27 protein-coding genes are annotated in these 24142 nt (G+C 63.3%); 20 read left to right on the top strand and 7 right to left on the bottom strand.

The window, feature by feature from the left end:
* Window positions 1–80 precede the first annotated feature (80 nt).
* Window positions 81–626 (top strand): transcription elongation factor GreB, encoded by a 546-nt coding sequence (gene greB, locus SMD31_RS10585; protein ID WP_320500796.1) that lies wholly within the window; start codon window positions 81–83, stop codon window positions 624–626.
* On the opposite strand, the gene SMD31_RS10580 is transcribed toward greB, so the two are convergent.
* On the bottom strand, window positions 627–1400 hold the full coding sequence (locus SMD31_RS10580; protein ID WP_320500795.1) for an SDR family NAD(P)-dependent oxidoreductase: 774 nt from the start codon (window positions 1398–1400) through the stop codon (window positions 627–629).
* Window positions 1401–1485: 85 nt separating this feature from the next.
* Window positions 1486–2244, bottom strand: coding sequence for a FadR/GntR family transcriptional regulator (locus SMD31_RS10575; RefSeq protein WP_320500794.1), 759 nt, complete (start codon window positions 2242–2244; stop codon window positions 1486–1488).
* A 445-nt stretch (window positions 2245–2689) separates the two neighbouring features.
* On the opposite strand from SMD31_RS10575, the gene chvE reads away from it, so the two are divergent.
* The 10 genes from chvE (at window position 2690) to SMD31_RS10525 (ending at window position 12643) form a co-directional block, all read left to right on the top strand.
* On the top strand, window positions 2690–3757 hold the full coding sequence (gene chvE / locus SMD31_RS10570) for a multiple monosaccharide ABC transporter substrate-binding protein (protein ID WP_456077529.1): 1068 nt from the start codon (window positions 2690–2692) through the stop codon (window positions 3755–3757).
* 204 nt (window positions 3758–3961) lie between these two features.
* Window positions 3962–5506, top strand: a complete 1545-nt coding sequence (mmsA, locus tag SMD31_RS10565; RefSeq protein ID WP_320500793.1) for a multiple monosaccharide ABC transporter ATP-binding protein — start codon at window positions 3962–3964, stop codon at window positions 5504–5506.
* A 1-nt stretch (window position 5507) separates the two neighbouring features.
* On the top strand, window positions 5508–6701 hold the full coding sequence (gene mmsB / locus SMD31_RS10560) for a multiple monosaccharide ABC transporter permease (protein WP_320500792.1): 1194 nt from the start codon (window positions 5508–5510) through the stop codon (window positions 6699–6701).
* Window positions 6702–6713: 12 nt separating this feature from the next.
* Window positions 6714–7712: an AraD1 family protein gene (araD1, locus tag SMD31_RS10555; protein ID WP_320500791.1), complete on the top strand. Its 999-nt coding sequence runs from the start codon at window positions 6714–6716 to the stop codon at window positions 7710–7712.
* 5 nt (window positions 7713–7717) lie between these two features.
* Window positions 7718–8674 carry a 2-dehydro-3-deoxygalactonokinase gene (locus SMD31_RS10550; protein ID WP_320500790.1) on the top strand — a complete coding sequence of 319 codons (957 nt, stop codon included), beginning with the start codon at window positions 7718–7720 and terminating at the stop codon, window positions 8672–8674.
* The gene (locus tag SMD31_RS10545; protein ID WP_320500789.1) at window positions 8674–9309 is read left to right on the top strand and encodes a 2-dehydro-3-deoxy-6-phosphogalactonate aldolase; all 636 of its coding nucleotides are present in this window, start codon (window positions 8674–8676) and stop codon (window positions 9307–9309) included. The genes SMD31_RS10550 and SMD31_RS10545 overlap by 1 nt, the downstream gene beginning before the upstream one ends.
* A gap of 8 nt (window positions 9310–9317) precedes the next feature.
* Entirely contained in the window at window positions 9318–10289 is a 972-nt protein-coding gene (locus tag SMD31_RS10540; RefSeq protein ID WP_320500788.1) for an aldose epimerase family protein, read from the top strand.
* Between the two features lie 131 nt (window positions 10290–10420).
* Window positions 10421–10726 (top strand): hypothetical protein, encoded by a 306-nt coding sequence (locus SMD31_RS10535; protein WP_320500787.1) that lies wholly within the window; start codon window positions 10421–10423, stop codon window positions 10724–10726.
* A 170-nt stretch (window positions 10727–10896) separates the two neighbouring features.
* Window positions 10897–11877 carry an NADPH:quinone oxidoreductase family protein gene (locus tag SMD31_RS10530; protein WP_320500786.1) on the top strand — a complete coding sequence of 327 codons (981 nt, stop codon included), beginning with the start codon at window positions 10897–10899 and terminating at the stop codon, window positions 11875–11877.
* A 154-nt stretch (window positions 11878–12031) separates the two neighbouring features.
* Window positions 12032–12643, top strand: coding sequence for a class I SAM-dependent methyltransferase (locus SMD31_RS10525; protein ID WP_320500784.1), 612 nt, complete (start codon window positions 12032–12034; stop codon window positions 12641–12643).
* A 7-nt stretch (window positions 12644–12650) separates the two neighbouring features.
* Here SMD31_RS10525 and SMD31_RS10520 read toward each other — a convergent pair whose 3' ends face one another.
* Both SMD31_RS10520 and SMD31_RS10515 read right to left on the bottom strand, forming a co-directional pair.
* Entirely contained in the window at window positions 12651–13154 is a 504-nt protein-coding gene (locus SMD31_RS10520; RefSeq protein WP_320500783.1) for a DinB family protein, read from the bottom strand.
* Between the two features lie 223 nt (window positions 13155–13377).
* A complete protein-coding gene (locus SMD31_RS10515) occupies window positions 13378–13635 on the bottom strand; it encodes a DUF1127 domain-containing protein (protein WP_320500782.1) in 258 nt (85 codons plus the stop codon).
* Window positions 13636–13800: 165 nt separating this feature from the next.
* Between SMD31_RS10515 and SMD31_RS10510 the strand changes: the two genes are divergently transcribed.
* Together SMD31_RS10510 and SMD31_RS10505 are read left to right on the top strand one after the other, a co-directional pair.
* Window positions 13801–14748, top strand: coding sequence for a transcriptional regulator GcvA (locus SMD31_RS10510; protein ID WP_320500781.1), 948 nt, complete (start codon window positions 13801–13803; stop codon window positions 14746–14748).
* Window position 14749: 1 nt separating this feature from the next.
* Complete coding sequence (locus tag SMD31_RS10505; RefSeq protein ID WP_320500780.1) at window positions 14750–15478, top strand: hypothetical protein; 729 nt, start codon at window positions 14750–14752, stop codon at window positions 15476–15478.
* Window positions 15479–15628: 150 nt separating this feature from the next.
* Here SMD31_RS10505 and SMD31_RS10500 read toward each other — a convergent pair whose 3' ends face one another.
* The gene (locus SMD31_RS10500; RefSeq protein WP_320501025.1) at window positions 15629–15916 is read right to left on the bottom strand and encodes a YkgJ family cysteine cluster protein; all 288 of its coding nucleotides are present in this window, start codon (window positions 15914–15916) and stop codon (window positions 15629–15631) included.
* 77 nt (window positions 15917–15993) lie between these two features.
* On the bottom strand, window positions 15994–17478 hold the full coding sequence (locus tag SMD31_RS10495; RefSeq protein ID WP_320500779.1) for a leucyl aminopeptidase family protein: 1485 nt from the start codon (window positions 17476–17478) through the stop codon (window positions 15994–15996).
* Window positions 17479–17651: 173 nt separating this feature from the next.
* Here SMD31_RS10495 and SMD31_RS10490 point away from each other — a divergent pair, with 173 nt between their 5' ends.
* The 7 genes from SMD31_RS10490 to SMD31_RS10460 all read left to right on the top strand — a co-directional run bounded on the left by SMD31_RS10490 (window position 17652) and on the right by SMD31_RS10460 (window position 23320).
* Window positions 17652–18344, top strand: a complete 693-nt coding sequence (locus tag SMD31_RS10490) for a glutathione S-transferase family protein (RefSeq protein ID WP_320500778.1) — start codon at window positions 17652–17654, stop codon at window positions 18342–18344.
* Between the two features lie 34 nt (window positions 18345–18378).
* Window positions 18379–20142: an ArnT family glycosyltransferase gene (locus SMD31_RS10485; protein WP_320500777.1), complete on the top strand. Its 1764-nt coding sequence runs from the start codon at window positions 18379–18381 to the stop codon at window positions 20140–20142.
* A gap of 189 nt (window positions 20143–20331) precedes the next feature.
* Window positions 20332–20736, top strand: coding sequence for a PilZ domain-containing protein (locus SMD31_RS10480; protein WP_320500776.1), 405 nt, complete (start codon window positions 20332–20334; stop codon window positions 20734–20736).
* A gap of 89 nt (window positions 20737–20825) precedes the next feature.
* On the top strand, window positions 20826–21197 hold the full coding sequence (locus SMD31_RS10475) for a PilZ domain-containing protein (protein WP_320500775.1): 372 nt from the start codon (window positions 20826–20828) through the stop codon (window positions 21195–21197).
* A 15-nt stretch (window positions 21198–21212) separates the two neighbouring features.
* Window positions 21213–21932, top strand: a complete 720-nt coding sequence (locus tag SMD31_RS10470) for a DUF599 domain-containing protein (RefSeq protein WP_320500773.1) — start codon at window positions 21213–21215, stop codon at window positions 21930–21932.
* A gap of 10 nt (window positions 21933–21942) precedes the next feature.
* Complete coding sequence (locus tag SMD31_RS10465; protein ID WP_320500772.1) at window positions 21943–22671, top strand: DUF599 domain-containing protein; 729 nt, start codon at window positions 21943–21945, stop codon at window positions 22669–22671.
* The gene (locus tag SMD31_RS10460; protein WP_320500771.1) at window positions 22658–23320 is read left to right on the top strand and encodes a glutathione S-transferase family protein; all 663 of its coding nucleotides are present in this window, start codon (window positions 22658–22660) and stop codon (window positions 23318–23320) included. The genes SMD31_RS10465 and SMD31_RS10460 overlap by 14 nt, the downstream gene beginning before the upstream one ends.
* Here the strand turns inward: SMD31_RS10460 and SMD31_RS10455 are convergent.
* Window positions 23317–24132 (bottom strand): acyl-ACP desaturase, encoded by an 816-nt coding sequence (locus SMD31_RS10455; RefSeq protein ID WP_320500770.1) that lies wholly within the window; start codon window positions 24130–24132, stop codon window positions 23317–23319. The genes SMD31_RS10460 and SMD31_RS10455 overlap by 4 nt on opposite strands.
* Window positions 24133–24142 lie beyond the last annotated feature (10 nt).

Below are 24142 nucleotides of genomic sequence, written 5' to 3'. Positions count from 1 at the left end.
GATGCCCGCTTTTGGGGAGCCTTTGGCTTTCTTCGGCAAAGGCGTTAAACGGTGCGCCGCGACGATTAGGGAGTGTCCCGATGGCAGGCGACGACCTCAGCTTTCAGGCCGAAGATGACGATGACGAGGCCAACCCCGTCCCGGCCGGATCTAAGAACTACATCACCCCGGCAGGGCTTGCGCGCCTGCAGGATGAGCGGCGCCATCTGTGGCGTGTCGAGCGGCCGGAAATCGTGCGCGTGGTGGAATGGGCGGCCGGCAATGGCGACCGGTCCGAGAATGGCGACTACATCTACGGCAAGCGGCGCCTGCGCGAGATCGATCGGCGGCTGCGGTTTCTGGATAAGCGCATGGCGGCGGCCGAGGCGGTGGACCCGGCCAAGCAGACACGGCGCGACCGCGTCTTCTTCGGTGCCACCGTGACCTATCTGCGCGAAGATGAGTCGGAAGTGACGGTGACCATCGTCGGCATCGACGAGATCGACGCCGACAAGAACCATGTCAGCTGGATTTCGCCCGTGGCACGGGCGCTTTTGAAAGCAACGGTGGGCGACACAGTGACCCTGCGCACGCCCACCGGACCGGAAACCCTGGAAATACTGTCGATTACTTATCCCGACGCCTGATCAGACCCAGCCGCCATCGACGGTGAATTCCTGGGCCGAACACATCTTCGAATCATCGGCGGCAAGGAACAGCACCATGCGCGCGAGATCGACCGGCATGACCCGGCCGGCCAGCACCTGCTGGCGGTCGATCTCCTTCTCGCCCTCGGCATCGACCCAGAGCGAGAGCTGCCGCTCGGTCATCACCCAGCCCGGCACCACCGTGTTGACCCGGATATTGTCCTTGCCGACATCGCGCGCCATGCCGCGCGTCAGGCCATGGGTCGCGGCCTTCGAGGTGGTATAGGCAGGCATGCCGCCTTGCTTGGCTTTCCAGCTCATCGAGCCGGTATTGATGATGGAGCCGGCCTTCTTCTTGATCATGCCCGGCAGCACCGCCTGGATGCAGAAGAAATACTGCTTGATATTGATGGCGACACGCTCATCCCAGTATTCCGGCGTCACGTCCTGCCATTTGTGGCGCTGGTCGTGGGCGGCGTTGTTGACCAGCACCTCGATATCGCCGAGCTCCCGCGCAATGTCCCTGATCGTCTGCTGCAAGGCCTTGGTGTCGGTGACGTCGCATTTGTAGAACAGCGGCTTGGCGCCGTATTGCGCCTGCAGATCATCGACCAGCTTGTTGCTGCTCTCCACATTGACATCGACGAAGGCGACCTTGGCGCCCTGGTCGATGAAGGATTCGACGATGGCGGCACCAATGCCGGAGCCACCGCCAGTGACGAACACCACCTTGCCCTTCAACGAGGGATAGCGGCCGAGCGAAGAAAGATCCATGAAATCACCTGTCAGTTCAGAACGAAAGAATGGGCCGGAACGAAAGAATAGGTCGGTCGGAAACTAAGGGACTTGAAGCGTGCCGTCATGCCTTGGCGGCACGCGGTCGCTTTTGCGGGCTGCTGGTCACCTGGTCGACGACACGGGCGGTGTCGCGCAGGAGCTGGCGCACCGCCAGCCGCGCCGCATTGGGCTTGCGCCCACGGATGGCAGAGAGGATGCGCGCATGCCCCGGCAGGGTCCGGCCGATATCGCCGCGCTGGCTGGCGGTATAGTTGAACATGCTGCCCAGCGCCGATTCGATGACAAGGCCGAGGGGTACCAGCAATTCGTTGCCGGCCGCCAGCAAAATGGCTTGGTGGAACAACACATCGGCGGCGTTCCAGGCGCTCAGCGTCTTGGCCTCCGCCATCGCGTTAAAGGCACTTTCGATCTCGGCCATCTGTTCGTCGGTCCAGTTGCCGGCGGCAAGGGCTGCCGTCTCCGGTTCCAGGATTTCGCGCACCTGCTGCATATGCACCAGGAAATGCGTCGGATTTGCTGCAGCGCAGTACCAGCTGAGCACATCGCGGTCGAGCAGGTTCCAGGATGCCCGGGGCTGCACGCGCGACCCGATCTTGGGCCGCGACAGGATCAATCCCTTGGCCATCAGCATCTTGATCGCCTCGCGCACCGCGGTGCGACTGACACCAAAGGTGGCACACCATTCAGCTTCGTTGGGCAGCAATGCGCCGGGCGCAAATTCCCCATTGAGGATGCGCGCGCCGATATCCTGCGCCACGCTGCGGTGCAGGCTGCTGCGCATGGCAGGCGTCGCAGCAGCCGATGCCGTCTTGGCCTTCATGGTGCCGATTTCTCCCCATTTGCCGTCAGGCTTTTACGACGACGAGAGACGCATTTCTCGGGTCTTGATGCGTTTTCCCTCAATCTTCAGAAGCCCTCTTGCCCTCCACAGGCGACTGGTATTTATCATACAAACGAGCGTTGCCGCAGATTATTTTGTATGATAAAAGCCGCAAATCAAGAAGAAGACTACCGTGTCCGACGAAAATCAAGTCGGCTCAGAACATGTCCTCTGGGAGGAGCTCGCCGGAACGGGAGCGGACATCCGTCCGCCCGCGCGCGGCGCGCGAGATGGAACCAACCATCGATCCACCCGGAAGATCACCGTTTTGTGTGGCGGCACGTTCGGCAAGCGGCCCTATTATTTGCCGGATGCGCCTTCAAAAAAGACCGCGCAGGACGAAAGAAGACCAAGATCGACCACAAACTCTGATGGGAGGACCACAGTGAAATCTTTGAAAACATTCCTGGCTGCTGCAGCCATCAGCATGTTCGCGCTGAGCACGCACAGCTTTGCCGACGACAAGGGCCTTATCGGCATCTCGATGCCGACCAAGTCCTCGGCCCGTTGGATCGCCGACGGCGACAACATGGTGAAAGTGTTCACCGAAAAGGGCTACCAGACCGATCTGCAATATGCCGATGACGACATCCCCAACCAGCTCGCCCAGATCGAGAACATGGTGACCAAGGGTGTGAAGGTTCTCGTCATCGCCGCGATCGACGGCACGACCCTCTCCGACATTCTCCAGAAGGCCCATGACGCCGGCGTCAAGGTCATCGCCTATGACCGTCTGATCCGTGATTCGGCCAATGTCGACTACTACGCCACCTTCGACAACTTCCAGGTGGGCGTGCTGCAGGCGACGACGCTGACCGACGCCCTCGGCGTCAAGGACGGCAAGGGTCCGTTCAACATCGAGCTGTTCGGCGGTTCGCCGGACGACAACAACGCCTTCTTCTTCTACAACGGCGCCATGTCGGTCCTGCAGCCCTATATCGACGGCGGCAAGCTGGTCGTCCAGTCCGGCCAGATGGGCATGGACAAGGTCGGCACGCTGCGCTGGGACGGCGCCGTGGCGCAGGCCCGCATGGACAACCTGCTGTCGGCCTACTACACCGACAAGCGCGTCGATGCGGTGCTCTCACCCTATGACGGTCTCTCGATCGGCATCCTGTCCTCGCTCAAGGGCGTGGGCTATGGCAGCGGCGACATGAAGATGCCGTTTGTCTCCGGCCAGGACGCCGAAGTTCCGTCGGTGAAGTCGATCATCGCCGGCGAGCAGTACTCGACCATCTTCAAGGACACCCGCGAGCTTGCGAAAGTTACCGCGAACATGGTGGACGCGATGGCCAGCGGCAAGGAGCCGGAAGTCAACGACACCAAGACCTATGACAACGGCGTCAAGGTGGTTCCGGCCTATCTGCTGAAGCCGGTGGCGGTCGATGCCAAGAATTGGGAAGAAGTCCTGATCGGCAGCGGCTACTACACCAAAGACCAGATCACCCAGTAACCGGTACGCCGGCTAGGATGGGCCCCGCGCCAGCCCGCGCGGGGCCCGTTCTAATTCGGCGAACCTGGGCTTTCGGATAAAGGACCGGGGCTTGCCCCGGGAAAATGCGAAGGCCGACCAGCGTTTTGGCCGGCTTTTTTTGTTCCCCGGATTGCTGCTTTCCTGCAATCTATCTGGCATCCGGGCCGAGTTTGAGGATGCGTCATGGACACCACCCTAACGATGCCCATTCTGGAGATGCGGGGGATCGTCAAAACCTTCCCCGGCGTGAATGCGCTCGACAACGTCAACCTGACCGTCCGCGAGGGTGAAATCCACGCCATCGTCGGCGAGAACGGCGCCGGCAAATCGACCCTGATGAAAGTGCTGTCCGGGGTCTATGGCCATGGCAGCTATTCCGGCGAGATCCATTTTAAGGGCGAGGAGCGCCGCTTCCGCGATATCGCCGACAGCGAGAAGCTCGGCATCATCATCATCCACCAGGAGCTGGCGCTGGTGCCGCTCCTCTCCATTGCCGAGAACATCTTCCTCGGCAATGAACCGGCCAAGAACGGTGTCATCAACTGGGGCGAATCTTTTGCCCGCACCAAGGCGCTGCTGGCAAAGGTCGGCCTCAAGGAATCCCCCAGCACCCTCATCACCAATCTGGGCGTCGGCAAGCAGCAGCTGGTCGAGATCGCCAAGGCGCTGTCGAAGGAGGTAAAGCTCCTCATCCTCGACGAGCCGACCGCCAGCCTCAACGAAAGCGACAGCGACGCCCTCCTCAACCTGCTGATGGAATTCCGCGCGCAGGGCATTTCCTCGATCATCATCTCCCACAAGCTCAACGAGATTCTGAAGGTCGCCGATTCCATCACCATCCTGCGCGATGGGGCGACCGTCGACAAACTCGACTGCCACAAGGAAAAGATCGACGAGGATCGCATCATCCGCGCCATGGTGGGGCGCGAGCTGACCGACCGCTACCCCAAGCGCACGCCGAAAATCGGCGAACCGATCTTCGAGGTGAAGAACTGGCGCGTCTTCGACGCCGTTCACGCCGACAAGGAAAAGATCCGCGGCATCGACATGCATGTGAGCCGGGGCGAGGTCGTCGGCATCGCCGGGCTGATGGGCGCCGGCCGCACCGAGCTTGCCATGAGCATCTTCGGCCGCGCCTATGGCCAGAACATCAGCGGCGAAGTGAAGCTGCACGGCAAGACGGTCGATGTCAGCACCATCCAGAAGGCGATGGAAAACGGCCTCGCTTACGTGACCGAGGACCGCAAGAATTACGGCCTGGTGCTCATCGACGACATCAAGCGCAATGTGACGCTGGCCAATCTGAACGGCGTTTCGAAGAATGCCGTCATCGACGATGGGCGTGAACTCGCCGTCGCCAACAAGTTCAGGAAGGATCTCAACATCCGCTGCTCCAGCGTCTTCCAGCAGACCGTCAACCTTTCGGGCGGCAACCAGCAGAAGGTGGTGCTGAGCAAATGGCTCTTTACCGAGCCGGAGATTCTCATCCTCGACGAGCCCACGCGCGGCATCGACGTCGGTGCAAAATACGAAATTTATTCGATCATCAACAGCCTGGCCGATGCCGGCAAGGGCGTTATCGTCATTTCCTCGGAAATGCCGGAACTCCTTGGCATCTCGGACCGCATCTATGTGATGAACGAAGGTCGCATGGTGGGCGAAATGCCGGCCAAGGAGGCGTCGCAGGAGAAGATCATGCGCGCCATCATGAAGTCATGGGAAGATTGAGATGAGCCAAGTTAGCGCCACCGACGAGATGCATGCGACGACCAGCCTGTCGCGCTTCATCAAAAGCAATATCCGCGAATACGGCATGCTGCTGTCGCTGATCCTGATCATGGTGTTTTTCCAGATCACAACCGACGGCATCCTGTTCAGGCCGGTCAACCTCACCAACCTCATTCTGCAGAACAGCTATATCGTCATCATGGCGCTCGGCATGCTGCTGGTGATCGTGGCGGGCCATATCGACCTCTCGGTCGGATCGGTCGTCGGCTTCATCGGTGCCGTCGCCGCGGTGCTGATGGTCCAGTTCCATGTGCATTTCCTCATCACCGCGGTGCTCTGTCTGGTGCTGGCGGGTGCCATCGGTGCGGGACAGGGCTATTTCATTGCCTATCTGAAGATTCCCTCGTTCATCGTGACGCTCGCCGGCATGCTCGTCTTCAAGGGCCTGGCGCTCTACATCCTTCATGGCCAGTCGGTTGGTCCCTTCCCTAAGGAATTCCAGCTGCTGAGCTCGGGCTTCCTGCCCAGCTTCGCGCCCGAAGGCTTCAACACGCTCTCGCTGCTCATCGGTATCGTCGTCACGGCGCTGGTCATCTATTTCAATTTCCGCGACCGCCAGAACCAGTCGAAACATGGCACGGCGGAGGAGCCGACCCTGTTCTTCATCGGCCGCAACCTGCTGATCGCCGCCGGCTTCGTGCTCTTCTCCTATCTGCTGGCCTCCTATAAGGGCCTGCCGAACGTGCTCATCGTCATGTTCGCCCTCATCGTGCTCTATGCCTTCGTCACGTCCTCGACGACGATCGGCCGGCGCATCTATGCGCTGGGTGGCAACGAGAAGGCAGCGCGCTTGTCCGGCATTCGCACTGAGCGCCTGACCTTCCTCACCTTCACCAATATGGGCGTCCTTGCCGGTCTTGCCGGCCTCATCTTCGCCGCCCGCCTCAACACGGCGACGCCGAAAGCGGGTCTCGGCTTCGAGCTCGACGTCATCGCCGCGGTCTTCATCGGCGGCGCCTCGGCCTCCGGCGGTGTCGGCAAAATCATCGGTGCCGTCATCGGTGCCTTCATCATGGGCGTCATGAACAACGGCATGTCGATCTTAGGGATCGGCATCGATCTGCAGCAGGTCATCAAGGGCCTGGTGCTGCTGGCCGCCGTCTGCATCGACGTCTACTACAAGAAGAAATCGTAAAGGATCCGCGACATGCGTCTCATCCAGTTCAGCCGCAACGGCCAGCGCGGCGTCGCGCGCATCGAAGGTGCCAAGGCCATCACGGTCCCCAATGCCGCCAGCGTCATCGATCTTGCGCAATCGGCCCTGGTCGGCAACATCAAGAGCCTCGCCAATGAAGTCATCGGCCGTGGCGATGGCGAGGTGCTGGATTACGCGGCCCTCATCGCCGCCAATGCCCTCCTCACCCCTGTCGACCATCCGGACCCGGCACACTGCCTGGTGACCGGTACCGGCCTCACCCATCTCGGTTCCGCCGACACGCGCGACAAGATGCACCAGAATGTGGCTGGCGCCGCCGAGACCCTCACGGACTCGATGAAGATGTTCAAGATGGGTCTCGAGGGTGGCAAGCCCAAAGGCGATCAGCCCGGCGTGCAGCCGGAATGGTTCTATAAGGGCGACGGCGCCTGTATCGCCAAACCCGGCGCGGCGCTGGAATTCCCCGCCTTCGCGCTGGATGGCGGCGAGGAACCGGAAGTAGCCGGCATCTATCTCAATGCGCCGGACGGCCAGCCCTGGCGTTTAGGGTTCGCCATCGGCAACGAATATTCCGACCACGTGACCGAAAAGCAGAACTATCTCTATCTCGCGCATTCAAAGCTGCGTGCCTGTTCCTTCGGTCCGGAATTGCTGCTGGGCGACCTGCCTGAGAGCGTCGAGGGCGAAAGCCGCATCTATCGCGACGGCAAGCTGCTGTGGAAGAAAGCGTTTGTGAGCGGCGAGAAGAACATGTCGCACACCATCGCCAATCTCGAATTCCACCATTTCAAATATCGCCAGTTCCGCCGCCCGGGCGATCTTCACATCCATTTCTTCGGCACGGCGACCTTGTCGGTGGGCGACGGCATCGTGACGCAGCCCGGCGACGTGTTCGAGATCGAGGCGCCGGCCTTCGGTGCGCCCTTGCGCAACCCGCTGGGCGCCCGCGCCAATGACGAATTCCTCATCGGCGGCGTGAAGACGCTCTGACAGCGATGGCAGCGAACATCGCCTGCATCGCCGTCGATTGGGGCACCAGCAACCGCCGCGCCTGGGCGTTGGGCGAAGGTGGCGCGGTTCTCGCCGCCAAGGCCGATGACCAGGGCCTGCTGGCGATCAAGGACCGCGCCTTTGCCCAATCCCTGCGGGCCTTCGCCGGCGATTGGCTGCAGGGTGGTGCGCCCATCGTCATGGCCGGCATGGTCGGCAGCCGCGCCGGCTGGCGCGAGGCGCAGTATCTCGAAACCCCCGTCGATCTGACCAGGATCGGCGGCCGTCTCACCGAGATCACGGACTTTACCGGCAACGCGGTGCGCATCGTGCCGGGTGCCGCCCGCAACGAGGCCAATGGCGCCGACGTGATGCGCGGCGAGGAATGCCAGATGCTGGGCGCCCTCCTCACCCGCGGGCAACGCGACGGCGTCTTCCTGTTGCCCGGGACCCATGCCAAATGGGCGATCCTCAAAGACGGCATCTTGACCGACTTCCGCACCTATATGACCGGCGAGCTATTTGCGCATCTCCGGAAAGGCGGCAGCCTCTCGCAGGTGATGCCGGGGCCGGAAGAAAAGGACGTCTTCGATGGCGCCGCCTTCGATCGCGGATTTGCGGCGGGCTTCGCCACCGACGCGCCGGTCATCACCCATCTTCTCTTCACGGTGCGCTCGCTCTCGCTGTTTGCGCGCCTCGCACCGGCCGAGGCACCCAGCTATCTCTCCGGACTCCTCATCGGTGCCGAGATGAAGGACGCGCTGGGCTGGCTCAAGGTCCACAATGCCGGCACGACGGTCACCGCGATCGGCTCGGCCAAACTGCTCGAAACCTATGACCGCGCCGCCCGTCACGGCGGCCTCTCGCTCGACCGGGTCGAGAGCGACGACATCCTGCCGCCCGCCCTCTTCGCCATCGCGCGCGAAGCGGGCCTCATTCGGCAAGCAGACGGAGTAGCGTGATGACCGACCTTCGACCCTGGCTCCGCGATCTGCCGCTGATCGCCATCCTGCGCGGCATCACGCCGGTGGATGCCGAGGGCGCCGTCGAGACGCTGCATGCCGCCGGCTGGCGCGTGATCGAGGTGCCGCTGAATTCACCAGATGCGCTGGAAACCTTGAAGCGCATGGTGAAGCGCGCCAAGGATTTGGGCGACAATCTGCTGATCGGTGCCGGCACGGTGCTGAACGTTTCCCAGGTCGATGCCATCGCGGCTTCCGGCGCCAAGTTGATGGTCTCGCCCAATTGCGTGCCCGAAGTCATTCGTGCCGCCAAGGCCAAGGGCCTCGCCACAGCGCCCGGTGTCGCAACCCCGACCGAGGCCTTTGCGGCGCTCGACGCCGGCGCCGATGCCTTGAAGATGTTCCCCGGAGAGCTGCTGCCGCCCACGGCCGTCAAGGCCTGGCGCGCGGTCCTGCCGCCCCTGACCCTGCTGCTGCCAGTGGGCGGTGTCGCCCCCGACAACATCGCTGCCTATATGAAGGCCGGTGCCAACGGCTTTGGCATCGGCACGTCGGTCTACAAGCCCGGCATGGCGATGGCCGAAATGGCAAAGTGCGCCACGGCCCTGGCCGACGCCTTCCGCAACGCCCATTGAGGTGACCGATGGCACACGCTCCCTTCGGCAAGATGGATGACGGTGCCACGGTCAACGAGATACGCCTTGGCGCCGGGGCGCTCGGCTTAAGCATCCTTACCCATGGCGCGCGCATCCACGGCTTGACCTTTCAGGGCAGGCCGCGTGTCCTCGGCTTTGCAAACATTGCCGATTACCTGACCCACGCCGTCTATGCCGGCGCCGTCGCCGGACGCTATGCCAACCGCATCGCCGGCGGGCGTTTCTCGCTCGATGGCAAAAGCTATCAACTGCCCTGCAATGAACGCGGGCGCACGCATCTCCATGGCGGCATGCGCGGTTTCGCGCATCGCAACTGGGACATCGTCGAGGCGGACGACACCCATGTAACCCTGACCCTCGTCTCGCCAGATGGCGAGGAAGGCTACCCGGGCACGCTTCAGACGTACTGCACCTATAGCCTCGACGGCAATGACGTGCGCATCACGCTCACCGCCACGACCGACGCGCCGACCATCATCAACCTCGCCACCCACAGCTATTTCAACCTCGATGGCAGCGGCGACATTCTGGGGCATCGCCTGACGATCCCGGCCGACCATTATCTGCCGGTCGATGACGATCTCATTCCGACCGGTGCCATCGCTGATGTCAGCGGCACCGCCTTCGACTTCCGGACACCCACCGCCGTGGGTGCGCGCGGCCAACGCTACGATCACAATTTTGTCTTGAGCAAAGAACGCCAGAGCGAACCGCGCCTTGCCGCCAGCCTTGAAGGCCCGCAAAGCCGCACGCGCCTCGATGTGCTCTCGACCGAGCCCGGGCTCCAATTCTACGACGGCGGTTATCTCGCAGGCGGTGGCTTTGGCGCCCATGGCGGTCTATGTCTTGAACCGCAGGTGTTCCCCAACGCGCCCAACGAGCCAGGCTTCAGCAAGGCCACCCTTCGACCCGGTGAAACCTATCGCCAGGTCACGCTCTATCGCTTCTCGGAGATCTGATCTCACGCATTCGTGAATCGGTTCCATTCCCGCGTACCGAACGATCACAGTGCCATCACCGTGCCCTGCTTATGATTGACTGAGGCCATGACGAGCGTCATGTGCCGGCAAGATCAAAGGCAGGACGGGACATGAAGAATTCATCGCTGCGTTGGAGCGCCGCTTTCTTGGCCATCGGCCTCGCGCTGGCCGCGACGCCGGCTTTGGCTGACGGCAAGCACAAACACGGGAACGATTATTGGTACGACAACGGCCACCATTATGGCCATTACAAGAAGCATCCCCCCGAAGTCGTGCGCTACTATGACGACGGCCCGGACGTGATCTATGTGGAGCGCCCGGTCTATGTGCGCGAGCGCGTCTATGTCGAGCCGCCCCGCATCTACCGCGAGCCGGCGCGCCCGCAGATCAACATCGTCGTGCCGCTGTTCGACTAAGCCGGACGTGGACTGAAGCTGTTCGCGTTCATCCCCACCCGAACAGTCGCCGGGGCGGGCAAGCTGACCCCCCAAGACGCCTGCCCCGGTCCTTTTCCGGCCGTTCTTTTGTTAGACGCCGCGCCGCGCTATACCTCTGTCCCGCTTATCCATTGCCGGGAAGACAGTCGATGCGCGCCCTCATCTGCGACCAGCCCAACGGATATGAAAGCCTGCATCTGGGCGACATCCCGGACCCGCAGGCCGGACCGGCTGAGGTGCTGATCGACGTGGCGGCGGCCGGCATGAACTTTGCCGATTCGCTGATGACCGCCGGCAAGTACCAGGTGAAGCCAAATCCGCCTTTCGTGCCTGGGCTGGAACTCGCCGGGACCATCCTTGGCCTCGGTGCCGGCGTCACCACGCGCAAACTGGGCGAGCGGGTCATGGCCGTGGTCGATCACGGCGCCTTCGCAACGCGCGCTGTCGCCAAGGTTGCCGACACCTTCGCCATTCCCGAGGGCATGGCTTTCCCGGAAGCAGCTGGCTTCCCCATCGCCTATGGCACCTCCTATGGCGCGCTGGTGTGGAAGGCGCGCCTCAAAGCGGGTGAGACCCTGCTGGTGCATGGGGCTGCTGGCGGCGTGGGCCTGACCGCAGTCGAGATCGGCAAGGCATTGGGCGCGCGCGTCATTGCCACCGCCGGCGGGCCTGAGAAATGCGCCATCTCCGCCCAGCACGGCGCCGACGACACCATCGACTACAAGACAGAGGACGTGCGGGAACGGGTGAAGGCGCTCACCGCCGGACGCGGCGCCGATGTCGTCTATGACCCGGTCGGCGGCGATATCTTCGATGCCTCGTTGCGGGCGGTTGCCTGGAACGCCCGCCTGGTCGTCATCGGCTTTGCCGCCGGCACGGTGCAGCAGATCCCGGCCAATATCCTGCTGGTGAAGAATGTCGATGTGCTCGGCTTCTATTGGGGCTCGTACCGGACCCAGGCGCCGGCCCTGATGGCGGAAGGCTTCGCGGCGCTGGCCCAGATGGCGGCATCCGGCAAGCTCCGTCCCCATGTCTCCATGTGCCTGCCCATGAGTGATTGGCGCCAGGGTTTCGAGGCCCTGCTGGGGCGGCGATCCACGGGCAAGATCGTGCTTCTGCCAGGAACCTGACAGAGGCCTGCAAAATGTCGGGGATTGCTGGCCAAGTCCCTCGAATCGCCCGATTTAACGCGGTAATGGCGCAAAGCCGATTGCCGCCGGCCTGACGAAGTGACAGATTGACCGCACCGAAACTGGGCTCTTACCCGTCATATATTGCATTGCCATGCTTAAAGACTCTCGCCTGCTGTTCAAGTTGTGGCTGAAGAACCCGCGCAGCATCGGGGCGGTCGCCGTGTCCGGCTCCGAACTGGCGGCCGCGATGGCGCGCCAGATCCCGAAAAACCTCACCGGCCATGTCGTCGAACTGGGTGGCGGCACCGGTGCCGTGACGCGGGCGATTCTCGCTTCGGGGGTGGCAGCGGACCGGCTGGTGGTGATCGAACGCGACCCCATGCTGCACAAGCATCTGGTCGAACGCTTTCCCGGCGTCAAAGTCCTGTTGGGCGATGCCTTGCATCTGCCCTCGCTGCTGAAACGGCATAATATCGCGCCGGTCGCGGCCATCGTCTCCAGCCTGCCGCTGCTCTCGCTGAAGAAATCGATCCAGCTGCGCATCGGCGCGCAGGCCTTTGCCGTGCTGGAGCCGGGCGCGCCGCTTATCCAGTTCACCTACGGCCTCTTCTCGCCGCTGCCGAGGAATCGCCTGGGCATCGTCGGCGAGGTCGAGGAACGCGTCCTCCAGAACCTGCCGCCGGCAAGTGTGTGGCGCTATGTCCGCCCCGCCGGCCAACTCACCCGCAATCACGGACGCGCCAAGCTCGACCACGCCGCCTAGGCGCGGTTCAGCCCGCCGCTTCCTCGCGCAGGAACACGATCATATCGAGCGAGGGTGGCGGCACTGTCGTCCCCGACAGCATGCCATGCGCTTGCCCGCGATGATGGGTCTGGTGGTTGAACATATGCGCCAGCACCATATTGACCGGCGTTTCATATGGCATACCGGCCATCGTCTTGTAGACCAGGGTTTCGCTGAGCCGGGCCGGGGCGAGACCTTGCACAAAGTCGACGATGCGCGCGTCTAACGCCGCACGCTGGGCGGAAAGATCGGCAAAATCGGCGGCGATGATCTGGTCGAGCGCCTTGGCCTCCGTGTCCGGTGTCGCGGTGAGACGCGACAGCCATATGCGGTCGGTCACGACGAGGTGGTTGAGCGTTTTCAGGAGCGAGGGAAAGAAACCGATGCGCGGCGCCGCGATCTCATCGGCGGAAAGGCTGGCGACCGCGTCATAGAAGCGGCGATTGGCCCAACGGTTATAGCGGGCGAGGCTGTCGAAATAGCTTTTCATGAGACCCAATTTAGGGAGCTGGCGAAAAATATGCCACCACCCGGTCCGGTATCGTCCGGGGCCGGGTGGTGGCGTCAAGTCTCCAGGGTTGGGTCGAATGGGGGTTCGACCCAAATGGCATCCAGGGATGGATGCCGGCGAACCCAAGGGTCCGCGGCACCGGCCAGGTTCCGGGCAGGAACCGGCACGGTGATCTTGCGACGGGCTGGTGCCGCCATGGCGCTCACACCTGCCAGAAAGGCTTCTGGAATTCCTCCTCGGCATCGAAGCGGCTGAGGCCGATATCCTTGAGCTGGTGGTCGCTGAGGCGCATCAGGTCGCGGCGGGTGCGGTGACGCTCCTGCCATTCCTGGAACGCGATCACCAGGGCGCCGAGATGGCCGAGGGCCGAGGTCGCCGCGGCAAGGCGGGTGTTGGAAAAGAGGCGGGTGCTGCGCTGCGATGTGGCGGCCGACCCCGAGAACAGGCTGATCTGAGTCATTGTACCCTCACATTTAACTAACCGGCACCATTGCCGTTGAGGTGAAGTTATGCTTGCATTGCTGCGGACACAAACGACCGTTTCTCACTTGTTCTGTTAGATTGAATCAAGCATAGGCGGACAACTTTCTGCCGCCCCTTGATTCCATTAGGGGAAGCCATATCCATGCGCCTGCCACCGTTGAAAGCCGTTCGCTATTTCGAATGCGCAGCCCGGCATTTGAGCTTCACCAAGGCCGCTGACGAGCTCAACGTCACCCACAGCGCCATCAGCCACCAGATCAAGGCGCTGGAGGAATGGCTGGGGATCAGCCTGTTCGAGCGCGGCGCCCGCTCCCTGTCGCTGACCGAGGCCGGCCGCCGCTATCTCCCGCCCGTCCGGGCCGCCTTCCATCAACTGGCCGAAGCCTCGGCCGAAATGCGTCTTTTCCCCGGCGGCGGGCCGCTCACCGTCAGCGCCCTCCCCTCGCTCGCCTCGAAATGGCTGGTGCCGCGTCTTTATGACTTCCAGGCACGCCACCCGGAGATCGAGGTGCGTATTTCCGCAACCGACCGTCTCGACCCCGTGGGCGAGGGCGATGTCGATATCGGCATCCGTTATGGCCGCGGCACCTGGCCCGGGGTCGAAACCGAATTGCTGCTGCAGGACGAGGTCTTCCCGGTCTGTTCGCCCAGCATCATCAATGGCGATCAGCCCTTGCGCGAGCCACGCGACCTTGCGCGCTTCTCGCTCATCTCGGACATGGATTGGCGGCGCGCGCAGTTCGATTTCTGGCCGCGCTGGCTGGCGGCGGCAGGTGTCCCCGATCTTGAGATGAAGACCAACCTCACCTTCAACTATTCGAATCTGATGATCCAGGCGGCGATCGACGGGCTCGGCATCGCGCTCGGCAACACCATGCTGGCCGGGGATGATCTGAAGACCGGCCGGCTCGTCCAACCTTTCCCGCAGACGGTGGTGCTGGAGACGGGCTATTATCTCATCTATGGCAAGGGCGCGATGCGCCAGGCCAAGGTCAAGGCCTTCCGCGACTGGATCGTCGCACAGATGGCAGCCTTCCTGGAAAAAGTCGACGGTGTGGGGACGACACCGGTCAAAGAAGGGGTTCAATAAAATGATTCGGATCGTTCTCGCCACACTGCTGCTGGCGGCACAAACCACTTATGCCGTCGCCGAAACAGGCCGGCTCAAGATCAACAACATCCCGCTCGACATGCCGTTGAACGAAGAACTCGACGGCGAATATCTCGAGGGCATCTATCAGGAAAAGCTCAACGACCGCTTGATCACCAGCGTGCTCAACGAATGGCCGATCTATCACATCGACAGCACCTTGAAGGTCGGCAAGGGCAAGGTCACCAAGAAGGATTCGGTGGCCGGTGCCGACACCGACCCGAAGAACGAGCAGATGCAACTCTATTTCTCGAGTGCCGCCGACCAGCGCAGGATCTTCTGGATCCGCACGAGGAAGCCGATGAATGCGCCGGCCGATGCCGACGGGACGGCGAAATCGCTGGCCATGATCGAATCAAGCTTCGGCAAGCCCGACCGCGTCATCACCGATGCCGAAATGCCGGGCGACGCCATCGTCATCATCGTCGACCCGCAACTCCCCGCCGACCAGGCCCAGGCGATCAAGGCGGCATTGCCTGATCCCATGACGCTTTCCCATGACGACTACATGTCGTTCTGGAGCATGGACCTGCAAGCCCGCGCCAAGATCTTGGGCCCCAATTTCCGCGGCGCCATCGTCCTGCTCGTCGCCTTCAAAGAACGGCTGGAGTTGATGCAGACCGAACTCCTGGATCTGAAGCGCGCCCAGACGGTCCTCAATCTCAACTAGGTTACGACCCACTTCTTCTTGTCATGCCCGGCCCCAGCGTTGATCCTACTGGCCGGGCATCCACTCTTACCGGCCAGCGGTGGATCCCCGGGTCCCCGCCGACGCATGTCGGCATGCGCCGACAGGGGGATGACGCAGGTTGGGCAGGCACTAAATCGGCGCGAAGCCATACTTCGCCCGGGCGGTGTTGCATTCTTCATCGCCCGGCTGGCAGGCGCGACAGACATCGGGCCGCAGGCCATAGATGGTGCAGCCCACATGCTTGCCGATCTCGCCCGCCAGGGCCGTGCAGCGATTGTCGACGGAGCGCATGCCGCTCTTATCCAGTGCCACCAGATGCGCAGGGATCAGCGCCAAATCTTCCTCTGCCTCCAGCGAGAACCGGGGCCAGCTGGAATCATAGGCGCAGCACGCACCGCAGGCCTGGCAGGGCGAGATTTCCGAGTTAACCGATTTTTGATTAACTATGCTCAGCCGACCTGCTCCACACTCATCTAACGGCTTCTCTAACGGCTTCAGCGACGCGGGCGCGGGCGCGGCAAGGCGCGCTTCGCGGCCGCCCGCACACCGGGCTTTGCCCTGGGTGCGGCCCGGCTGGGCAGCAGCGGCGATTTGGTGGCGCGCCTCAGCCAGTCGTCGATGAAGGCAAAGAGACCGCGGATCCCTAAGGGCTCACCCCCTTCCGGCCGGCCGGCGCCAAGGCCTGAGGTCCAGCCATAGGTGTCGATATGGAGCCACTTGGTCTTTTCCGAGACGAATTCGGCCAAGTAGAGCGCCGCCGTAATGGCGCCGCCGAAGCTGCCGGGCTCGCAATTGGCGATGTCGGCCACCTTGCTGTCGAGCATGCGGCGATAGGGCTTCCACAGTGGCAGGCGCCACAGCGGATCGCCCTCGGCCCGGGCATGGCGCAAGAGGTCCTCGGCCGTTTCGTCATCATTGGCAAAGAGCGCCGGCACATCGGGGCCGAGCGCCACGCGCGCGGCACCCGTGAGGGTCGCCATGTCGATCATCAAATCCGGCTTCTGCGTGTCGGCATCGGCCAGGGCGTCGGCCAGGATCAGGCGGCCTTCGGCATCGGTATCGTTGATTTCGACCGTGATCCCCTTGCGGGTCTTCACCACGTCGAGCGGGCGGATGGAGGCCCCCGAAACCGAGTTCTCGACCGCCGGGATCATGAGGCGCAGGCGCAAGGGCAGCTTGGCTTCCATGATCATCTGCGCCAAAGCGAGCACCGACGCGGCACCGCCCATATCCTTCTTCATCATCATCATGCCGCCGCGCGGCTTGATATCGAGGCCACCGGTGTCAAAGCACACGCCTTTGCCGACCAGGACCAGATAGGGGCCTTTGTCGCCGCCCGGACCCTTCCAGGTGAGGTCGATGAGGCGCGGCTGGCGATCGGCGGCCGCAGCCCGGCCGACGGCATGGATGGTCGGATAGTTCTGCTTGAGGAGCTGGTCGCCGACGATGACCGAGAACCTGGCCTTGTGGGCCCTGGCGACCTTTTCCACCGCCTTGGCGAGATCCGCCGGGCCCATATGTTCGGCCGGCGTGTTGATGAGGTCGCGGCCAAGCCCGATGGCGCGTACGCTGCGCTCGACGGCGGCGCGGTCGGCGCCCTGCGGCCAGACCAGGCTGGCAAAGGTCTTGGTATCCGAGCGATAGCGCGCAAAGCGATAGCAGCCCATGGCCCAGGCGAAGGCATGGGCGCTGGCCTGCGCCGGCGACAGATCGTCCTCGATCAACTGATAGGTGCCGGCGGGCAAGGTCGCCGGCAGATTGGCGAGCGACCAGCGGTCGATGCCTTCCTCGACACCAGCGAGGAAACTCACCGCATCGGGGAGCAGCAGGAAGCTGCCGGGCTTCCCCTTGAAGCCCGATGCCTTGATCCAGTTCTGCACGGATGCCGGCTGCGCCTTGCTCCAAGCCTCAAGCCCCTTGGTGCTCAGCGGTTGAATTGTGTGGGCCTTGGGGCTCCGCGCGACGAGATGATCGAGCAAGGTCGTGTTCCTTGAAAGTGGCGTAAAATGGGACGATTCGGCGCGATCTTAGCCGTAAGCCTGCCACTTCGCCACGAGGATGAGGTGGCTGGGAAGGCTCGCGTTAAGGGTTGAGGGGATTGCGCCATCGCCTATGATGGAAAAAACGGAAATCGGGGGAAACGGAACGACCCATGTCCACTGAGAATACCGACCTGACGCTGATCGTCGGCAGCAAGAACTATTCCTCCTGGTCGCTGCGGCCCTATCTCGCCTTGAAGGCCGCGGGGCTGCCGTTCCGCGAAGTGCTTATTCCCTTGCGCACCGACGATACCTATCGCCACATCCGCCTCTATTCGCCGAGCGGTACGGTGCCGGTGCTCATGCATGGCGATATCAAGGTCTGGGAAAGCCTCGCCATCTGCGAATACCTGGCCGAATTGGCCCCCGAGGCCGACCTGTGGCCCAAGGACCGCGAAGCCCGCGCCTTCGGCCGCTCCATCGCCAATGAGGTGCATGCCGGCTTTGCCGCCTTGCGCCAGAACATGCCGATGGATATCGCCAGCGACCGCCGCCATGAATCGCGTGCCCATCTGGTAACCGATCAGATCGCCCGCATCAGTGCCATCTGGAACGAGGCGCGCGAGCGTTTCGGGCGGCGTGGCGCCAATGGGGCAGGTCCGTTCCTCCTCGGCGGCTTCAGCATCGCCGATGCGATGTTCGCCCCCATCGCCACGCGCTTCCGCACCTATGGCGTGGCCCTCGACGAGACCAGCCAGCAATATTGCGATGCCGTGTTCGCCGCGCCCGGTTTCAAGGAATGGGAAGCGGCGGCCCTCGCCGAGACGGCGGTCTTCCAGTTCGACGTTTTCCAGAAGGCCGATTGAGCCGGCCCCCGCGCAAGGACAGAACGACAGCAACATGGTGAAGCGCGACGGCGACATGCGGCGCGAGGCAGCGCCCCTCGATGACGTCGATGAGCGGAGCGAGCCAGGCGTCGCCTTCTTGCGCTGGGCCTTCGTCGCCCCCTTCCTGCTGTGGCTGATCGTGGCACTCGGTGCCTTGCTGGGCAGGCCGCCCACGGCGCCGGCGGAATTGGAGATGCTGTCGGCGGCCTGGCACATGTGGCAGGACCATGGCTGGGCCCCCGTGCGCAATGGCCTTGGCAGCGGCGACCAGCCACCCTTGATGCTGTGGGCGATCCTTGCCGGCTGGCAGCTCTTCGGCATCGGCGATGCATGGCCGCGCGTGCTCAGCCTGCTTGCCAGCCTCGGCACGATGTGGCTGGTCGGCAGCGCCGCCCTGTCGCTGTGGCCGCACCGGGCGATGACCGAGCTTTACGCCCGCATCCTGCTATCCGGCGTGATGGCCTTCGTTCTCATCGTCACCATGGTGCAGGCGGAACCGCTGGGCCTGTTCTTCACGGCCTTGGGCTTTCACGCGCTGACGCGGCTGTGGCACAGCGGCACGCGCGGCATGGTGGCGCTGCTGTGGTGGACGGTCTTTGCCGTGGCCCTCGGCGCCAGCCTCTTTACCATCGGCATTGCCGCCTGGTTCGTGCTGCCGGTGCTGGCCGCGATCGCGCCACGCCAGGTCGTGAGCGGACCGGAGCGCGACAGCACCGCCGGTGCCGCCCGCATCATGCTTGCCTTCCGCCCGGCCTGGCACCTGCCCCTCGCCGTCAGCCTGATGCCGGCAGCCGTGTTGTGGGTGGGCTGGACCCTGTCGCTGCGCATCGCCGGCCTGCCGGCAGACTTCATCGGCTTCGGCAATGGCTGGTTTCACGCCGCCACCGAAGCCACCCGGCGCGAGATCTGGTCGCTGGCGCTGGTGCCCGTGCTGCTCTATCCCTGGATCGTCTGGAAGACCTTGTGGCGGGCGATGGAGAAGCAGCTGCGCGGCCGCGCCGGGCGCAGCTTCCGCCTGTGCCTGGGCCTCTTTGGCGTGACGCTGCTGGGCGGGCTGGTCAGCGGCTGGCAGATGCAGGGTATGATCTACATCGTCCTGCCGCTGTCGCTGCTGGGGGCGCGCCTGCTGGCCACACAGGAGATCCGCGCCAAGGATTTCCACGCCATCGTGCCCTCGCTCCTGGCCTTGCTGCTCGGCCTCTTCTTCTTTCTCATGAACATCATCCCGACCGCCCATCTCGATGCGCTGTGGCGGCAGTTCTTCGACGTGCCGCTGCCGATCTGGATCGGCGGCATCGGCATGACCTCGGGGCTGGTGCTGCTGGTGGCGGGTTACGGCATCGCGCAGCTCTCACCCACACACATGCTCTCGCGCACCATCCAGGTGGCCACCCTGCCCGTCCTGCTGATGACCTGCGTCAACATCGAGTTCCCGTTCAACTTGCGCCAGTTTTTCGACCTGGAGCCGGTGGCCGAACGCCTGCGCGAGCTGGAGGAGGCCGGGCAACCGCTGGCGGTCTTTGGGCCCTATCGCGGCGAGTTCGACTATTACGGCCGCTTGAACGCCGCCCCCGTGGCCCTGCCCAGCCGCGATGCCGCGATCACCTGGGCCAAGGAGAACCCCGCCGGGGTCATCGTCAGCTATTTCGACGGCTCGCCCCTGCGCCTGCCGGCTTTGCCCTATTACCGCGGCGTGGCGCGCGATCGCTGGGTCGCCATCTGGCCCACCAGCGCGGTCATCGAGACTGCAGGCAAGGCCCTCGACGGCAACTTCTAATCATGTCGCAATCGGCAACCTGCTGAGAGATATAGGCTAATCTCGTTAACGCTATCTTCACCACGATGCGGTTTAGTCGATTCCTGTGGTCGGGAAGGGTCTTTATGAGGGTAATCGTGACGGGGTTTGCGCCTGGGGTTGCCCCTGGGATTGCACGGGGCACTGGCCAGGGCATGACGGTGACGCACAATGGTTAGCTTCACCCTGGGCTTCCGCAAGGTCGGCAATGCCGAGAAGCGGCGCGACAAGCGCCATCCGGCCCCGGTCTTCAGCGTCAAGATCGACGGCCAGAGCTGCGAGACCATCAACTGGTCGCTGGGCGGGTTGCTGTTGCGCAATCACCGCGGCTATCTGGCGCCCACCCGTGTCGTCCGCATCGAAATCAGCGAGCAGTTGAAGGCATCGCAACGCGATGCACGCCTGACAAACGCCGGCCCGGCGCGGTCGGGCCCGGCCGTCTATGTCCTGGATGGGCAGGTGGTCCATTGCAACGCCACGAAGAACCAGCTGGCCGTGCGTTTCGTGCATTTGCCCCCGCTCCTGCTGAAATTCTTCGAGCGCCACCTCATCGCCTACCGCCAGCGGCGCTGGTAGGGTCCGGCACAGGCGGGCCGAATGTCTGGCCAGGGATTCGGCGCATCTGTTACACTGTTCCCGGCCTCAAGGGCGGGAGAGCGTCAGGCATGACCAGTTTTACCATGGGCTTCACCAAAGTGCGCGGGCCGGAACACCGGCGCGACAAGCGCATGCCGCTGCCCGTTTTCACGGTCCGCATCGCCGGCCAGGATTGCGACACGCTCAACTGGTCGCTAGGCGGCCTGCTCATCGAGAACTATGACGGGCATCTGCTGGTCGAAATGCCGGTCGAGATCGAGATCAAGATCAAGGACGCGCATGCCGAGTTCGAGATGAAGATCGACGCCAAGGTGGTGCGCAACGACCGCGAGAACCGGCGCCTTGCCGTGAAGTTCGAAAGCTTGAGCCCCGCCATCTACGATTTCTTCGAGCGCGGCTTCAGCCGCCGCTTTCATCGCCGCGAGCGCAACCCGGTCTGAAGACGGGCATCACCCATGGAGATAGCCTGGTTGGACGGCAGCTGGATGGATGCGCTGGCCTTTGCCTGGATGCTGCTGCTGTGGTTCGTCTATGGCCGTTTTGCCGACAAGCTGCCGGCCGACGACGTGGCGCCCGCCAATCTCAACCAGATGATGCATCAGCTGCGCCGGTTGTGGATGCGCCGCATGCTGGACCGGCCGGAACGCATCCTCGATTCGTCGCTCACTGGGCATTCCGTGGCCTCGACCACCTTCTTCGCCTCGACCTCGATGCTGGTCATCGCCGGCCTCCTCGGCGTGCTGGGGCGCGCCGGTGACGCCCATGCCGTCATCCAATCCTTCGGCTTCACGGTCGTCTCGTCGGAACTGATGTTCGAATTGAAGGTGCTGGGCCTCATTGGCCTCTTCATCATCGGTTTCTATAAATTCACCTGGGCGCTGCGGCAGTTCAATTTCGCCTGCACCCTCATTGGTGCGGCGCCCTTGCCGCCGGTCGACGGCACCGCGCGCGAGCGCTTTGCCGACCATGCTGCGCGCGTCATGTCGCTGGCCGCCACCAGTTTCAACGGCGGCATCCGCGCCTATTATTTTTCCATGGCCTGGCTTGGCTGGTTCATCCATCCAGTGGTCTTCGCGGTGGGGACGGGTGTCGTCGTCCTGGTGCTGTTGAAGCGGCAGGTCAAGAGCCGCAGCCAGGCGAGTGTCGCCGAGTTCTACGACGCGACGGGTCGATAGGGATGCGGCGATGACGTCCCTCGACTTTGCCGGCCTCATCTTTTTTCTGCTGGTCTTCTTCGGCTATCAGCGCATCGCCAAGATGGTGGGGCGCGGCAAGAACGTGAATGCGCTGATGCACCAGACGCGGCGCATCTGGATGCAGCGCCTGATGGAACGGCCGGACCGCATCGTCGACGCGGCCCTCACCGGCCATACGGTCAATTCAATGTCGTTCTTCTGTTCGGCAACGATCCTGGTCGTGGCCGGTCTCCTCGGCGTGCTGGGCAAGGCCGGGGATGCCCAGCAAGTCCTCGGTGCCTGGACTTTCGTCACCCATAGCAGCGCCACCATCTTCCAGCTGAAGCTCATCGGCCTCATTGCCATCTTCGTCTACGGCTTCTTCCGCTTCACCTGGGCGCTGCGGCAATACAATTACTGCTGTGCCCTGATCGGTGCGGCGCCACTGGCCAGGAACGACTATCCGCACCGCCTCGAACTCGCCGACCAGATGGCGATCGTCTATACCAGCGCCCTCACGGCATTTGGCGGCGGCATCCGCTGCTATTATTTCGGCCTTGCCTGGATCGCCTGGCTGATCGACCCAGTGGCCTTCATCGCCGCCATTCTCGGCATCCTCATCGTCCTGCTGCGCCGGCAGGTCTACAGCCACAGCCACCAGGCCATTCGCCGCTTCGTTGAGCTCAACCCGCCGGAAGACCTTGCCCCGCAGGAGCCGATGCGAGATGAGCGGAACTGAGGCCACGAAGCCGCAACTGCTCGGCGCCGCCTACAGTGTTTATGTGCGCGCGGCGCGGCTGGTGCTGCTTGAGAAGGGCGTCGATCATAGTCTTGTTGAGATCGACATTTTTGGCGCGCAGGCGGTCGACGCCGCGTATCTGAAGCTGCATCCCTTCGCGCGCATCCCCACTTTGCGGCATGGCGATTTTGCACTCTATGAGACGGCAGCGATCACGCGCTACGTCGATGAGGCCTTTCCCGGCCCCGCGCTGCAGCCGCCGGATACGCGGTCGCGCGCGCGGATGGCGCAAATGATCGGCATCATGGACAGCTATCTCTACCGGCCACTGGTCTGGGGTCTTTACGTGGCACATGACACGGCGGCGAAGGGCGGCAAGCCGGCCGACCCGGCCTCCCTGGGCGAGGCGATGATGAAATCGCGGCTGGCACTCAAGGCTCTGGCCGATCTGGCGCAAGACGGAACGTTCCTGCAGGGCGACCGCATCAGCCTTGCCGATCTCCATCTGCTGCCGATGCTGGCCTACGGACGCCTCACCGCAGAAGGTCGCGCCCTGATCGGCGAACAGAACAAGCTGTTGGCGTGGTGGGAAATGATGCAGGCACGGCCGAGCGTCGCCGCAACGCGCTTCGCTGCCGAGCTTTCTTAAGCCCCGGCCACCGACAATCTGGCGACTCGGCGGCGCATGAACCAGAGGGCGAAGCTGGAAAGCGGCTTGTGCAGGAACCCCTGTGGGTTGAGGCCGGCGGCCTTCAGCACCATGGCGATGCCACGCTGGATATGGGGCGGCTGGTAATAGGCATAGGCGCGCCGCGCGTAAGCAGAGGAGAAGCGCTTGCGCTCATAGGGTTCGTCGGCATGGTTGGCGGCGTAATAGGCGAAGGCCAGTTCGTCATCTTCCGATTCGGTGATGCGCGACATCGCCACCTTGAACCGGCCCCAGGCGCCCAGCCCCTCATGCGCGAGGTAACGGTTGAGATGCGTGTAGAAGAGCTTGTAATGCCGCAGCTCATCGGCAGCGATCCGGCGGCAGATATTCTTCAAGACCGGTTCGTCGGCCGCTTCGGCCAAGGCCGTGTAATAGGACGAGGTGCCGGTTTCGACGATGCAGCGGGCCACCAGCTCGCCGCAGCGGCTGCCGCGCACGGATGCAGCCACATCGACCTGGATCTTGTAGCCGTCGGTGAAGCGCTTGAAGGCGAGGTCGAAATCGAAGCCGGGATCGGCGAGCTTCGCCCAGCGCGCGAGGGCCGCGCCGTGCTGCACTTCTTCCAGCGCCCATTCGCTGGCCACGGCACAAAAGCCGTCATCATCGTGAAACACGTTATTGAGATAAGTGGCGTAGTCGCCGCCGTTATACTCGACGAGCGCTGCCGCCTTGACGAGTTTGACGATGTCGGGATCGACCTTGCTTGCGTCGAACGCGTCCCAGGGAATCTGATCGAGGGTCCAATGCGCCATGATCGGCCGC

The organism is Dongia rigui (genome assembly GCF_034044635.1).
GTDB classification, from domain to species: domain Bacteria; phylum Pseudomonadota; class Alphaproteobacteria; order Dongiales; family Dongiaceae; genus Dongia; species Dongia rigui.
The sequence above is the reverse complement of the archived record's forward strand: the minus strand, read 5'-3'. Positions and strand labels throughout refer to the sequence as shown.